Raw genomic sequence first — 14,624 nt, forward strand, 5'->3', positions numbered from 1 at the left:
ACGGCGGTCATGACCCGACGGTCGTGACCGCCGTCGGTTGTTGTGCGTGGGCTTGCGCAGCCCCGTCCGCGGAGATCCGGCTCCTGCGTGCGGTCGCGAGTGCGATCATCAGCACCAGAACACCGGCGACGGCGAGCGCCGCTCCGATCATCGACGGCGCCCGGTACCCGTGGCCCGCCGCGATCACCACGCCCCCGATCCACGCGCCCACCGCGTTCGCGATGTTCAGCGCCGAATGATTGAGGGCGGCGGCCAGGGTCTGCGCGTCGTCGGCGACATCCATCAGCCGGGTCTGCAACGCGGGGATCGTCGACGCGCCGGACAGGCCGATCGCGAAGCTCAAGGTCATTGCCGCCCAGGCGTTCTGCAAGGTCAGCGCGAACAGGGCGAGGGACACGCCGGTCGCGATCAGCCCGATGAGGATGCCGAACGGCACGCTGCGGTCGGCGAGGATCCCGCCGACGATGTTGCCGGCCACCATGCCGAGACCGAACAGCATCATCGCGACCGGGACGAGGGACACCGACACCCCGGTCACGGTGGTCAGCGCGGAGTTGAGATACGTGTAGAACGCGAACATGCCGCCGAATCCGACGACGCCGATCAGCAGGGTGAACCACACTTGCGGTCGCACGAGAGCACCGAGTTCGGTGATCGGATTGGTCACCCGCATGTCGGTCAGCGGCGGCATGAAGCGGATCAGCGCGACGATGGTCAGCAGGCCGATCACCACGACGAGGGCGAATGCGACCCGCCAACCGAGGGATTCACCGAGCCATGTCGCCATCGGCACACCGAGGACGTTGGCGACCGACAGCCCCAGCATCACCTTGCCGACCGCCTTCGCCCGGTCCCGCGGCCCGGCGAGGTGAGCGGCGACCAGTGCCGCCACCCCGAAATAGGCGCCGTGTGGGAGACCCGCGATGACCCGCGCCAGCATCAGCAGCCCGTACGTCGGCGCGAGGACCGTGAGGAGATTGCCGACGGTGAACGCGATCATCAGCCCGATGAGCAGCGTTCGCCGCGACACCCGTGCGGTGAGGGCCGCGATGAGCGGTGCGCCGATCACCACGCCCAGCGCGTACGCGGAGATGACGTGACCGGCGGTGGGTTCACTCACACCGAGCGTCTCGGCGATGTTGGGCAGCAACCCCATCGCGACGAACTCGGTGGTGCCGATGCCGAATCCGCCCAGGGCGAGGGCGAGGATGGCCCACCGTCGGACCGATGGGGACAGGGGTGGGGCGAGGTCGTCGGTGGTTACTGGGGCTGAAGACACTCAGTCTCCAACCGCCCTGACCGCCGGACCGATACCACCACGCCGGGTGAGTTCGTTCACACGATCGTCGACGACACGCCCGTCAGTCGTCGTCCGAGCCGCTGTCACCGCTCGAGGACGTACCGCTCTTCGACTTCCCGCCGCTGCCGCCACCGGTGACCCCGGGACCGCTGCCGGAGTCGGTTCCCTTGTCGTCACTGCCGCCGTCGCCCTCCGACGAGCCGCCCTCCGACGAACCGCCCTCGTCGGCCGACGTTCCTTGTCCGCTGCTCTGCGTATCGGTGGCGGCGGCCTCGCCGGACGGACCGTCGTCGCCCGGATCGGGGGCGGAGGTGTCCTGCGACGATGCGGGCTGCGAGTCCTGCACCGGCGGTTCGTGAGCGGGAGGGTCGTATGCGGGCGACTCCTCGGCGGGGGGCTCGGCCGACGCAGGCGGCTCGTAGGCGGGCGGGGTGCCGTCGCCCGTGCCCGACGACGACGGTTGCTCCGCCGACACCACCGGATCGACCGCGGGCGTCGTCGTTGTGGGCGCCGGAGCCGACTCGGCGGGCGCCGAGTCGGCCCCCGACGTTCCCACCGCGGGTGGGTTCTCGACCGCTGCGAGCGTGCGTGCGTAGGTGGCCTGTTCGTCGGCCATGCCGGCCGACACCGAATCATCGGCGAGCAGCATCGTCGACGCGCCGGTCGTGACGACAGGCCCGACCACCTGCCCGGCCCAGTACTTCACGAAGTTCGCCGGGTACAGCAGGATGCTCTTCGCGCTGGCGGCGAGCGCGGCCACGCCACCCTTGATCTCGTCCGGGGCGCGGTTCACGATGCCGTCCAGGATGGCCTGGAAGACGTACAGGTCCGGGAGATATGCGCCGTAGCCCAGATTGGGCAGCGATGGGAGCCGATCCTGTACGAGGCGCACCAGGGGCTGGAGGTTGGCGAGCGCCATCCCGTCCGGCAGCCGGATGGTCAGGTGGTCGGCGAGGAGGTCGGGGATGCGGTCACCGTCGAGGCCGATCGCATCGGCGCCCTCCCGGATCGCGACCATGATCGCGGAGTCATAGGCGACGACGCAGGCTCCCTCGGCGCTGCACTCGACGTCGTGATCGGTCCACCAGGCGAGTTTCGGGTCGCGGAACATGTGCAGTGGGTACTGATTGTGCTTGTTGAAGTAGCCGACGAGCCCGTCGATGGCACCGATCGGGTCATGCAACGGATCGGGGAGGTCGCAGATCGGATCGCCGTCGACACAGACCGAGGTGACCGGCACGTCGCCGAATCCGCCTTCTCTGGCTCCGGACATCGTGAGTCCCGGGATGATCCCGATCAATGCGAGTTCGATCCCCTCTCCGGCGACCGTGCCGTCCATGCGGGGATCGGCATAGAGTTCGCCGGACACACCCTCGTACTTGACGAGGACGTCGTCTGCGAAGTCCTCGGGGGTTCCGTTCACATCGACGAGGCGGTACTCGCCGGCGTCATCGGCCTCCCGGTTGGCGTCGACCTTCGGCGAGTTGCCGATGTCGGAGAGAACGTCACCGGCGACCCGAGCACCTTGGGAGTACCCCGCGACGACGACGGGGTTGCCGTCACACCGCGACTGATAGTCGGCGATCTCGTTGGCAGTGGATTTCTTCCCCGCCGCGACACTCTCGTCATACCCCGTGGCGCCGAGCGGCCACAGGGTCATCGGGTAGTCGGCGTAGATGATCTCGTAGGCGCCGTCCCCGGAGTACGGTCCCCCGACGTTCTCGTTCCGCGCGCCTTTACCCGTGTACCGCTGGGCGACCCCGACCATCGCCTTGCCTTCGGGATCCCACGTTCCGCCGACGATGACCACGGCGCCCGCGCCACAGCTCTCTGCGCGCGCATCCCCGATCGCACCCGGCAGACAGAACGCGGCTATCACCGCGAAGCCGGAGGACACCGCGATGAGCACGATGGAGAACCGATGAGACAACCGGAACCGACTGGTCATGCGCGTGCGACTTTCGTCAACCTGGGCGCTCGTCGGGCCGGACGTCGCGTTCCCCAGGGCTGAGCGCAGATTAGATCCGCTATCGCAAAACAGAAATGTTCCTGAGTGATGCTAACGATCTCGAACTGGGGTTTTACCATGCCGGGATGCAAAGTTCATCCTTTTGGATGACAGCCGTCCTCAGATCAAATCACGCCGATCAGGAGGGTTCTCGCACCTGTTTTGCCGTGCTATATCCTTGACGCCAGGTCATGAGCATCAGCGCAAAGCCCCGGCTTGCTGATCGGCAACCCTCCAACCGCGGTGGGGTGCTCCGGGTGATGACCGGGTTGAGGAACGCATACGCGTTTCCCGGCAAGCGCGGGTCCGAAGGTCGGACCCCACCAGGGTCGTTGCACCCTGCCGACCGTAGAAAGCGATCACACAATCATGTCTGACGTCCCCGACGGCACCCTCGACAACCCCGTCGACAACTGGAGTTTCGAGACCAAGCAGATTCACGTGGGTCAGGCCGCCGATGCCGCGACCAACGCACGTGCGCTGCCGATTTACCAGACCACGTCGTACACGTTCAACGACACCCAGCACGCGGCAGATCTCTTCGGCCTCGCCGAGCCGGGCAACATCTACACCCGGATCATGAACCCGACGCAGGATGCCGTCGAGCAGCGCATCGCCGCGCTCGAAGGCGGCGTCGCCGCACTGCTCGTCGCGTCGGGCCAGGCGGCCGAGACCTACTCGATCCTCAACATCGTCGAGAACGGTGGCCACGTCGTGTCCAGCCCGCGGCTGTACGGCGGGACCTACAACCTCTTCCACTACACGCTGCCCAAACTGGGCATCGAGGTGTCGTTCGTCGACGATCCGGAAGATCTCGACTCGTGGCAGGCGGCGATCCGGGACAACACGCGCGCACTGTTCGGCGAGACGATCTCCAACCCGAACAACGAGATCCTCGACCTCGAGGGCATCGCCGAGGTCGCCCACCGCAATCAGTTGCCGCTCATCGTCGACAACACGGTGGCGACGCCCTACCTGCTCAATCCGCTCGCCCACGGCGCCGACATCGTCGTGCACTCGGCCACCAAGTACATCGGTGGCCACGGCACCGCGATCGGCGGCGTCATCGTGGACGGGGGCACGTTCGACTGGCGCGCACAGCGCGACGGCAAGGACCTGTTCCCCGGTTTCACCACCCCGGATGCCAGCTACCACGGCGCGGTGTTCGCCGACCTCGGCGCACCGGCCTTCGCACTCAAGGCCCGCGTGCAGTGGCTGCGCGACACCGGTGCCGCGATCTCGCCGTTCAACGCGTTCCTGCTGGCGCAGGGTCTCGAGACGCTGAGCCTGCGAATCGAACGGCACGTCGCCAATGCACAGCGCGTCGCCGAGTTCCTCGATCAGCACGCCCAGGTCGAATCGGTCGCGTACGCGGGACTCCCGTCGTCGCAGTGGTACGACCGTGCCCAGAAACTACTACCGAAGGGGCAGGGTGCCATCATCGGATTCGAGATCGTCGGCGGCGTCGATGCCGGCAAGCGGTTCGTCGATGCCCTCTCCCTACACAGCCACGTCGCCAATATCGGTGATGTGCGGTCGCTGGTGATCCACCCCGCGTCGACGACGCACAGCCAGCTGAACCCGGAGGAGCAACTCGGCGCCGGCGTCACCCCCGGCCTGGTTCGCCTGGCCGTCGGGATCGAGGGTGTGGATGACATCATCGCCGACCTCGAGCAGGGGTTCGCCGCGGCGAAGTGATTTCGAGACAACGTGATCGAGGTGCATTGCAGAGTGAGTGAATTGTGTCGGTGAGTATCGAACCGGAAACCCAGCCCGCGCAACGGCCCGACTGGGAGAACATGCCGGACGGCGCGATGTCTCGCGTCGGCATCGGCTCGGTCTCGCTCGACAACGGCGGACGGATCGACGACGTCACCCTGGCGTTCCAGCGCTGGGGGACGTTGTCGCCCACCCGCGACAACGTGATCCTCACCCTGCATGCCCTCACCGGCGACTCCCATGTCACCGGCCCGGCCGCCGACGAGCACTCGTCGGCGGGTTGGTGGGACGGCCTGATCGGGCCGGGCTGTGCGATCGACACCGACGAGTGGTGCGTCATCTCGGCGAACGTGCTCGGCGGATGCAAGGGCTCGACCGGTCCGTCCTCGCCGGATCCCGAAGGGCGGCCGTGGGGTTCGCGCTTTCCGCAGATCACCGTGCTCGACCAGGTGCGGGCCGAGCGCGCACTGATCGATCGTCTCGGCATCACCGGCGTCGGCGCCGTCGTCGGCGGGTCGATGGGTGGCGCGCGGGCATTGGAGTGGGCCATCGAGTATCCCGAACTGGTGCGCAGCGCGCTCGTGCTCGCCGTCGGCGCGCGCGCGACCGCCGATCAGATCGGTACGCAGACAACGCAGATCGCCGCGATCCAGGCAGACCCGGATTGGCAGGGCGGCGACTATCACGACTCCGGGCGCACCCCGACCGCCGGGCTGGGCGTCGCACGTCGTATCGCCCACCTCACCTATCGGGGCGAGGCCGAACTCGATCAGCGATTCGGCAATCAGGCGCAGGGTGACGAAGAGCCGTTGACCGGCGGTCGATACGCGGTGGACAGCTACCTGCAGCACCAGGCGACCAAACTGGTCAAGCGGTTCGACCCGGGTAGCTATGTGGTGCTCAGCGAGGTCCTCAACCACCACGACGTCGGGCGCGGTCGCGGTGGGGTCCGCGCCGCCCTCGCGGGTTGCACGGTACCCGTGATCGTCGGGGGCATCGTGTCGGACCGCTTGTACCCCTTGCGGTTACAGGTCGAACTCGCCGAACAGTTGGGCAACTGTGTCGGCGGCCTGCAGGTGGTGCACTCCGACAACGGTCACGACGGATTCCTCACCGAGTTCGACGCGATCAGCGACCTGCTCAAGCGGACCGTCGAGATCGCCCGCTGAGCCGGCTTCTCGCTCCCTCGATCGGTATCCGCGCATTCGATCGAGTGAGCGGATACCGATCCGGGGAGCGAAAGCCGCCTAGCCGGTCGGTGTCGGCAGCGACGGTGTCTGCTGCTGCGGCGTCTGATCACGCGGCACAGCGTCGTCGGGCTGTGCCGCTCCCGGCTCCGGTGGCGTTGGCGTCGGCTGGGTGGACTGCGGCGCGAAACCCGGCGGCAACAGGTCGGGCGGGATCGTCGGCGTGGGCCGATCTCCCGGCCACGGCAGCGACGGCAACGGGAACGGCGACAATGTGCGCGTCGTCGTCGACGGCGGTCCCGGCTCCGAGGTGGGCGGCAGTTCCGTCGTGGCCCAACCCGGCGCATCATTCCATCGCGGTTCGGTCCGCGGCGTCGTACCAACGGTCGGTTCGGGCGGCAGTTGTGGCGTCGGCGGCGCCGCCGCCGGCGAAGTGGTCGTCGGTCGCGGCGCGGTCGAGGACGACGACATGGCCTCCGACGTCGTCGACGAGGTCGTCGTGGTCGGTGACGACGGCGACGGGGCCGGGCCGTTGTGTCCGGCCAGCGACGAACTGACCGCGTATATCGTCATCATCGCGGCGGCCAGGATCGCACCGACGACGGCGATCGGGGTCGCCGACAACCACTCCCGGTTCCGTCGGCCACCGATGAAGGCCAGCCGAGAGGTCGTGGCGGCCGTGGTTCGCGCCCGGGCCAGGATGGCGGCGCCGATCGAGGCGGCGAGTTCGGGCCCGCCGGGCACGATGACCTCGACGTCGTCCTCGACACCGACCATTCTGCGGACCGCGGGCAGATTCGCGATACCGCCGACGAGGACGACCGCCTCGGGCCGGACGCCGCGCTCGGCGCTGGCGGACAGGTACTCCCCCAACACCTTCCGCGCCTCACCGATCATCGGTGCCACCGCCGCATCGATCGTCTCAGCGGTCAGGGCCATGTGCCCGCCGCCGTCGGCGAGCAGGATCGAGCCGGCGCCCGCGGTGGAGCCCGGGGACGAGACCTCCTCCTTCGCGGTCCGGCAGGCGCTGAGCAATGCCCGCCGCCGCACGCGGGCTCCCATCGGCTCCTGGGCATCGTCGTCGGAGACCAACTGGCCGACGATCGCGCGATCGAGCTGACGGCCGCTGAGCACGCGAGAACGCTCGCGGGCGGAGATCTGCTCGGTCCCGGGTTCGACCGTGTACAGGGACATCCCGGTGTCGCCGCAGTCCACCACGACCACCGAGCCGAACCGACCGATCTGACCGGTCGCGGACAGGTACGCGACGACGGCCTCGTCGTCGTTCACGAGGTGGATCTGCCGCCGGGGTCCGGCGCCCCGGGATTGGAGCTCCCGGCGCTGTTTGGCCGTACGCGCGGCAACCCCGATCGGCCCGACCCGCAGCCCGGCCTCACGCGCCGCCCCCAGCATGAGGTCGATGCCCGCATTCACCCGTCCGGCCACGTCGAGCCCGTCGCTCCGATCGACGTCGATGACCCGGGTGTCGACCACGCTTCGACCCGCGTCGTCACGGGTGAGCAGGACATAATGGATCATTCCATCGCCTGCGGACACCCCCATCGACGTGGAATCGTCGGGAATGGTCGAGTCCTCGGCAGTGATCGTCGAAGTGATGCGTACTCCCCCGGGTGTCGGCGCCCCCTCGGGCCTCAGGTCACGTGTTGGTCTCTATTGTAATCAATCTGTGCCCAAGGGATCGATCGACGTCGCCAGCCAGAGGATGAGCGAGCCGACCGACGCCATCACCGCGACGTCGAAGAACCGATTTCTGACCTGGAGCAATCCGGCCCGCGACGTCGGGATCAGGGCCCTGAGAACGGCGCCCAGAAGTAGTGCGGAACCGAAGACGAACGCGCCTCGACGCCAGCGATCGAACAACACCAGCACCGCGGCGACCACCAGGCCGAGCAGCACGAGGAAGTACGGGATCTGCACCAGGTATCGCCGGAATTGTCGCGCATGCCGGATCCGCTCGACGCGATTCCCGGTACCCGCCTCCGGGCTCACCCGGCCGTTCCCGCCCCGGCGGCTCGCCCAGCCAACTGTGCCTCGGCCCGTTCGACGACGTTGACCAGCAGGAATGCGCGGGTCAGGGGTCCGACGCCACCCGGATTCGGGGATACGTGCCCGGCGACCTCCCACACGTCCGGCGCGACGTCGCCGACGAGGCCGCCCGCCTCGTCCCGGCTCACCCCGACGTCGATGACGGCCGCCCCGGGTTTGACCATGTCGGCGGTGACCAGGTGTCCGACCCCGGCGGCAGCGATCACGATGTCGGCCCGGGAGATCTCGGCGGCCAGGTCACGGGTACCGGTGTGACAGAGGGTGACGGTGGCGTTCTCGCTGCGGCGGGTCAACAACAACCCGATGGGTCGGCCGATGGTCACCCCACGGCCGACGACGGTCACGCGGGCACCGGCGATCGGGATGTCATAACGACGCAGCAGGTGGATGACGCCGCGGGGTGTACACGGCAGCGTCGATTCCTCACCCAGCACGAGACGGCCCAGATTGATCGGATGCAGCCCGTCGGCGTCTTTCTCCGGGTCGATGCGTTCCAGCGCGGCGTTCTCGTCGAGATGACGGGGCAAGGGCAACTGGACGATGTAGCCGGTACAGGCCGGATCGGCGTTGAGCTCGTCGATGGCCGCGTTGAGCTGCTCGGTGGTCGCGTCCGCCGGCAGGTCCTTGCGGATCGACGCCACGCCGATCCGCGCGCAGTCGGCGTGCTTGCCCTTGACGTAGGACCGCGATCCGGGGTCGTCGCCCACCAGTACGGTGCCGAGGCCGGGCGTGATGCCGTCGGCTCGCAGCTTCTCCACTCGGACGCTCAGGTCGGTGAAGATCTCGTCGCGCGTGGCCTTGCCGTCCAGTCGTATCGCAGTCACGGAAGACCATTGTTCCATTCGCGCGGTGCGTACCGTGGCACGACGTGGACCCTGCGACCGAACGTGTACTCCCGATCTCCGGCACGGACGTCGAGAGCGCACGCGCCCGGATCGGCGACTCACTACGCCGAACACCGATCCTGCGTACGGAACTCGACACCGTCAACGGGCCGGTCGACGTCGTGTTCAAGCTGGAGTACACCCAGGTCGGCGGCTGCTTCAAACCGCGCGGCAGCCTGAACGCGGTCCGGCACGCACACGACGCCGGCCGCCTCGACGACGCCGGGATCCTGGTCGCCTCGGGCGGCAACGCCGCGATCGGGGCGGCATGGGCAGCGCGCATCGCCGGCACGACATGCACCGTGGTGGTGCCGGAGACGGCACCGCAGGTCAAGGTCGACAGTCTGCTGGCGCTGGGCGCGCGGGTGCACCAGGTCGGCGATCGCTACCAGGTGGCCGCCGACGCCGCCGCGGAGATGGCCGACTCCTCCGGCGCACTTGCGCTGCACGCGTATGACCAACCCGACATCGTCGCGGGTGCCGGCACCATCGCGCTCGAGCTCGCCGAGGACGTCGACGGCCCGCTGACGACCGTCGTGTGCGTCGGCGGAGGTGGCCTGCTCGGCGGTCTGGCAGCCGCGATGCGCCCGGGCGATCGTGTGGTCGGTGTCGAACCGGTCGGCTCGTCCTGCCTGCATCAGTCGATCGCCGCGGGCCGGCCGGTGGCGGTGGACCTGGACAGCGTGGCGGCCGATTCGCTGGGCGCCACCCGGATCGGCGACCTGTGCTGGTCGACGATCGCCGACCGGGCGGTCGACAGTGTCGTGGTCTCCGACGACGATCTGATCGCCGCGCGCCGGCATCTGTGGACGCAGCACCGGATCGTCGTGGAGCACGGCACTGCCGCCGCCGTCGCCGCGGTCGCCACCGGAGCTGTTTCACCCGAACCGGATTCGACGTTGTGCGTGGTGTTGTGCGGGGCGAACACTCGACTCGATCTGTGACGGCGGGGCGGGTCGACAGTCGAATGACGCGTCGGCCGCCGTCATTCGCGTGATCGATCCGCAGCAGGCGGCCCGATATCGTCGGGGCATGTCCGCACCCGCGCCGTCGGGCCACCGCCGGCCCACCCCCACCCGGGCGATCCTGCTCGGCGCCCTCGTCGGCGGACTGGTCGTCGCGTCGGTCACCTTCATGATCACGTGGTTGCTGTTGTATCCGGGCGATCCGTTCGGCGGCAGCCCGTCCACCGCGGAGAGTGCGCAACTCACCACCGAGAACGACGACATCGTGCGCGACTTCACGACCATGGTTGCCGCCTCGGTCGCGGGCCTGGGTCTGGTCGTCGGTGCGTCTGCCGGCGCGGTGATCGGGTGGATCGCCCACACGGCGCTGCTGCGGCAGTCGCGATGATGCGTCCTACACTGTCCTGACCATGTTCCGCATCATGTTCTATCAGCCATGCATCCCGCCGAACACCGGCAACGCGATCCGACTGGCCGCCAACACCGGCTGTGAGTTGCACCTCATCGAGCCGCTGGGATTCGACATGTCCGACGCCCAGGTCAAGCGTGCCGGTCTCGACTATCACGAGATGGCCACGGTGACAGTGCATCCGGACCTTGAGACGGCCTGGACCGCGATGCAACCGGATCGGGTGTTCGCGTTCACGGCGCATGCGTCGCGATTTCACTCCGACGTCGACTACCGGCCGGGTGACGTGCTGCTGTTCGGCCCCGAGCCGACCGGACTGCCCGACGACGTTCTCGCCGAACCGGAGATCACCGATCGTCTACGCATCCCGATGCTGGCCGGACGCCGCTCACACAACCTCGCCAACGCGGCCAGCATCGTCGTCTACGAGGCGTGGCGGCAGAACGGATTCACCGGCGCGGTGTGATCGTGTCGGTGTGATCGACCGAGACGACGGTTGATTCACCCGTCGACGCGGAACCGTTTCGTCCGGGCGGTGGCACCGCCGACGAGAGCGATCTTGCTCTTGGGGACACCGAGGTGGTTGGCGAGGAGTTCGGCCACCGCCTTGTTGGCCCGGCCCTCGAGAGCCGGCTCCCGGACGAAGATCGTCACCGAGCCGTCCGGTCCGGTCTCCACCAACGGCCCTTTCCGGCTGCTCGGCTTCACCGTCACCACGATCTGCCTCGGCATGGCGCCCCTTCTCTTCCTAGTGCCAATCCCTGGAACGGGTCCCGACCCGAAGATCCAAGCGCTGCAAGCGCTCTGCCACCACGGTCACCGCCCCCTCGGCGTTCTGCACCGTGCCACGGATCAACAATGCTGACGCCGAGTGTGCCAGACTCCGGTAACGAGTCCACAACCCGACCGAACACACGACGTTCACCATGCCGGTTTCGTCCTCCAGGTTGATGAACGTCACACCCGAGGCGGTCGCCGGACGCTGGCGATGCGTCACCGCACCGGCCACCGAGACCCGCGAACCGTCGGGGACCGCCAGCAGACCGTCCGCCGGGACCACCCCGATGGCCTCGAGCCGCGGACGGAGGAACTGGGTGGGATAGGACGTCGGGGTGATCCCGGTGGCCCAGGCATCCGTTGCGGCGAGCTCGATGTCCGACAGGCCCGGCAGGACGGGTGTGTCGGCCGACGACTCGAGGGACAGCTGATCCGATCGCACCGTCGCGGCGGCGCCTGCTTCCCACAACGCCTGTCGTCGACTCACCCCGAATCCGGTGAACGCCCCTGCCCCGGCGAGACCTTCGAGGTGACGGACCGTCAGCTCGGCGCGGCGGGACACATCGGTGACGTCCCGGTAGTCACCGTCGCGGTCTCGGCAGTCGACGATCCGGTCCGCGATGTCGTCGCCGACGCTCCGGACACCACCGAGTCCCAGCCGGACCTCCAGTCCGTCGTTCTCCAGGGTCGCATGTGTCAGTGACCGGTTGATGTCCGGACGATGGACCACGACGCCGTGCCGCCGCGCGTCGGCGACCAGGGACTGCGGCGAGTAGAAACCCATCGGCTGCGCCCGCAGCAACGCCGCACAGAACGCCGCCGGGTGGTGCAGCTTGAACCATGACGAATAGAACACCAGCGACGCAAAGCTCTGCGAATGACTTTCCGGGAAACCGAAATTGGCGAATGCGGCCATCTTCTCGAAGATCCGGTCGGCCATGTCGCCGGTGATCCCGTGCAGATCCGCCATGCCGGCGTAGAACCGGAGGCGTAGCTGCTCCATCCGCTCGGGTGACCGCTTGGAGCCCATCGCCCGGCGCAGCTGGTCCGCCTCGGCGGCATCGAATCCGGCGACGTCGACCGCGAGTTGCATCAGCTGTTCCTGGAACAGCGGCACCCCCAGGGTGCGATCGAGCGCCTTGCGCATCGACGGGTGTTCGACCGTCGGCTGCTCGGTTCCGTTGCGACGCCGGATGTATGGATGCACCGACCCGCCCTGGATCGGTCCCGGCCGGATGAGGGCCACCTCCACGACCAGATCGTAGAAGTTCCGCGGTTTCAGTCGCGGCAGGGTGGCCATCTGTGCCCGGGACTCCACCTGGAAGACACCGACCGAGTCGGCGCGGCAGAGCATGTCGTAGACCGCGGGTTCGGTCAGGTCCAGCCTGGCCAGGTCGACCTCGATGCCCTTGTGCTCGGCAACGAGATCGATCGCATAGTGCAGCGCCGACAGCATCCCCAGTCCGAGGAGGTCGAACTTGACGAGACCTATTGCGGCGCAGTCATCCTTGTCCCATTGCAGGACGCTGCGGTTCTCCATCCGCGCCCACTCCGTCGGACACACATCGGCGATCGGCCGATCGCAGATCACCATGCCACCGGAATGGATGCCCAGATGTCGTGGCATACCCATGATCTCGCCGGCCAGATCGGCGACGTCGCCGGGCGCCTCGTCGGGAGCCTTGCTCCAGGCATCCTGCTGACCCGTGGCGTAGCCCAGTGCCCGCGCCATGTCGCGGACCGCGGACTTGCCGCGGTAGGTGATGACATTGGCGACCTGCGCGCTGTAATCACGGCCGTATCGGCGATAGACGTATTGGATGGCCTCTTCGCGACGGTCCGATTCGATGTCCACGTCGATGTCGGGCGGCCCGTCGCGCTCGGGGGACAGGAATCGCTCGAACAGGAGTTTGTTGGCCACCGGATCCACATTCGTGATTCCCAGGGCATAGCAGACAGCGGAATTCGCGGCACTGCCGCGGCCCTGACACAGGATGTCGCTGCGCTTGCAGAAGTTCACGATGTCGGCGACCACCAGGAAGTAGCCGGGAAAGGTGAGTGAGGAGATGATGGCGAGCTCGTGTTCGATCTGCCGGTACGCCTGTGGATGCGCACCCGGGGGCCCGTACCGGCGCGACGCCCCGGCCATGGTCTGCTCCCGTAGCCAGCTGATCTCGGTATGGCCGTCCGGGACGTCGAACGGCGGCAGCTGTGGCGCGATCAGTCCCAACTCGAATGCACAGTCGGCCGCCAATCCGACGGAATTGTCGATCGCCTCGGGGTGGCCGGGTAGGAGCCGTGCCATCTCGTCGCCACTGCGCAGATGGGCACCGCCGACCCCCGGGAGCCAGCCCTCGATGGTCTCGATGTCCGTCCGCGCCCGAACCGCCGCGACCGCCGTCGCGAGCCTGCGCCGACGTGGACCGGCGAAATGCGCTCCGGTGGTCGCGACCGTCGTCAGCCCCAGATCGCGGGCAAGACCGGCGAGGATCGCGTTGCGTTCGTCGTCCTCCGGCAACGCCTGGGCGGTCAGTTCCACCACGACGTCGGCGCGACCGTATCGGTCGACCAATCCGGCCAGGGCGTGCCCGGCCGCCTCCGGACCACCACGGTCGAGAGCTCGCCGGACCGCGCCCTTACGACAACCCGTGAGAATCAGCCAGTGCCCGCCCGCGCGGTCGGGCAGGGCATCGCGGTCGTAGCGCAGCAGCCCCTTCTCCCCTGCCACCATGTGCGCATCGGCGATCGTGCGGGACAGTCGCCGATAGCCCTCACCGTCGCGTGCGAGCACCAGCAGGTGTTCTCCGGGAGGATCCGGAATCCCGGTCCGGGTGACGTCGGGCTCCAGGGAGAGCTCCGCCCCGAACACCGTCGGCATCGCGAATTCCCGAGCGGCCTCGGCAAACCGGACGAGACCGTAGAAGCCGTCGTGGTCGGTGAGTGCCAGGGCCTGCAGGTCCAGACGCTGGGCCTCCTCCACCATCTCCTCGGGCATCGACGCGCCGTCGAGGAAGCTGTAGGCACTGTGTGCGTGGAGCTCGGCGAAGGGCACCGACGACCGGCCACGTTCGACACCGTCCGCGCGGTAGGTGCCACGCTTGCGGGACCAGGCGGGACTGTCGTTGCCGTCGCCCCCGGAGTTGTCCCCGGGTCCGAATGCCTCGCCCGGCCGACCGTCGCCCCGCGCCCGACCGGAGAGCACCCGCTCCATCTCCGACCACGTCGGTGGCCCTTGATCCCATCCCACTTCCCGAGTCTATCGAACATGTGTTCGACAGACCAGAAGGGGCGTCATCCGACGCTGCGCG

Annotated in this window: 12 protein-coding genes and 1 riboswitch; of the genes, 5 read left to right on the forward strand and 7 right to left on the reverse strand. The window is 68.2% G+C overall.

Annotated elements, in window-relative coordinates; translation table 11 throughout:
* Positions 1-7 precede the first annotated feature (7 nt).
* Both D7316_RS07370 and D7316_RS07375 read right to left on the reverse strand, forming a co-directional pair.
* Positions 8-1,279, reverse strand: a complete 1,272-nt coding sequence (locus D7316_RS07370; protein WP_124707706.1) for an MFS transporter — start codon at positions 1,277-1,279, stop codon at positions 8-10.
* A gap of 82 nt (positions 1,280-1,361) precedes the next feature.
* Positions 1,362-3,248, reverse strand: coding sequence for a PE-PPE domain-containing protein (locus D7316_RS07375; RefSeq protein WP_124707707.1), 1,887 nt, complete (start codon positions 3,246-3,248; stop codon positions 1,362-1,364).
* Between the two features lie 247 nt (positions 3,249-3,495).
* A riboswitch (SAM riboswitch) is annotated at positions 3,496-3,615 on the forward strand.
* A 62-nt stretch (positions 3,616-3,677) separates the two neighbouring features.
* Between D7316_RS07375 and D7316_RS07380 the strand changes: the two genes are divergently transcribed.
* Both D7316_RS07380 and metX read left to right on the forward strand, forming a co-directional pair.
* Positions 3,678-5,006 (forward strand): bifunctional o-acetylhomoserine/o-acetylserine sulfhydrylase, encoded by a 1,329-nt coding sequence (locus tag D7316_RS07380; protein ID WP_124707708.1) that lies wholly within the window; start codon positions 3,678-3,680, stop codon positions 5,004-5,006.
* Between the two features lie 44 nt (positions 5,007-5,050).
* Positions 5,051-6,196 (forward strand): homoserine O-acetyltransferase MetX, encoded by a 1,146-nt coding sequence (gene metX / locus D7316_RS07385; RefSeq protein ID WP_124707709.1) that lies wholly within the window; start codon positions 5,051-5,053, stop codon positions 6,194-6,196.
* Between the two features lie 78 nt (positions 6,197-6,274).
* Here metX and D7316_RS07390 read toward each other — a convergent pair whose 3' ends face one another.
* The 3 genes from D7316_RS07390 to D7316_RS07400 all read right to left on the reverse strand — a co-directional run bounded on the left by D7316_RS07390 (position 6,275) and on the right by D7316_RS07400 (position 9,105).
* Complete coding sequence (locus D7316_RS07390) at positions 6,275-7,753, reverse strand: Hsp70 family protein (RefSeq protein WP_232016812.1); 1,479 nt, start codon at positions 7,751-7,753, stop codon at positions 6,275-6,277.
* A 141-nt stretch (positions 7,754-7,894) separates the two neighbouring features.
* Positions 7,895-8,224, reverse strand: coding sequence for a DUF3017 domain-containing protein (locus tag D7316_RS07395; RefSeq protein WP_124707711.1), 330 nt, complete (start codon positions 8,222-8,224; stop codon positions 7,895-7,897).
* Complete coding sequence (locus tag D7316_RS07400; RefSeq protein ID WP_197718199.1) at positions 8,221-9,105, reverse strand: bifunctional methylenetetrahydrofolate dehydrogenase/methenyltetrahydrofolate cyclohydrolase; 885 nt, start codon at positions 9,103-9,105, stop codon at positions 8,221-8,223. Before D7316_RS07400 ends, D7316_RS07395 begins: the two co-directional genes overlap by 4 nt.
* Before the next feature lie 44 nt (positions 9,106-9,149).
* On the opposite strand from D7316_RS07400, the gene D7316_RS07405 reads away from it, so the two are divergent.
* The 3 genes from D7316_RS07405 to D7316_RS07415 all read left to right on the forward strand — a co-directional run bounded on the left by D7316_RS07405 (position 9,150) and on the right by D7316_RS07415 (position 11,005).
* Positions 9,150-10,109 carry a serine/threonine dehydratase gene (locus D7316_RS07405; RefSeq protein ID WP_232016813.1) on the forward strand — a complete coding sequence of 320 codons (960 nt, stop codon included), beginning with the start codon at positions 9,150-9,152 and terminating at the stop codon, positions 10,107-10,109.
* Positions 10,110-10,197: 88 nt separating this feature from the next.
* Entirely contained in the window at positions 10,198-10,518 is a 321-nt protein-coding gene (locus tag D7316_RS07410; protein WP_124707713.1) for a hypothetical protein, read from the forward strand.
* Between the two features lie 22 nt (positions 10,519-10,540).
* Positions 10,541-11,005, forward strand: coding sequence for a tRNA (cytidine(34)-2'-O)-methyltransferase (locus D7316_RS07415; RefSeq protein ID WP_124707714.1), 465 nt, complete (start codon positions 10,541-10,543; stop codon positions 11,003-11,005).
* 35 nt (positions 11,006-11,040) lie between these two features.
* On the opposite strand, the gene D7316_RS07420 is transcribed toward D7316_RS07415, so the two are convergent.
* A complete protein-coding gene (locus D7316_RS07420; RefSeq protein WP_124707715.1) occupies positions 11,041-11,271 on the reverse strand; it encodes a DUF167 domain-containing protein in 231 nt (76 codons plus the stop codon).
* A 16-nt stretch (positions 11,272-11,287) separates the two neighbouring features.
* Entirely contained in the window at positions 11,288-14,563 is a 3,276-nt protein-coding gene (locus D7316_RS07425; RefSeq protein ID WP_124707716.1) for an error-prone DNA polymerase, read from the reverse strand.
* Positions 14,564-14,624: the final 61 nt, after the last annotated feature.

Origin of the sequence: Gordonia insulae (genome assembly GCF_003855095.1) — a bacterium.
Taxonomy (GTDB): domain Bacteria; phylum Actinomycetota; class Actinomycetes; order Mycobacteriales; family Mycobacteriaceae; genus Gordonia; species Gordonia insulae.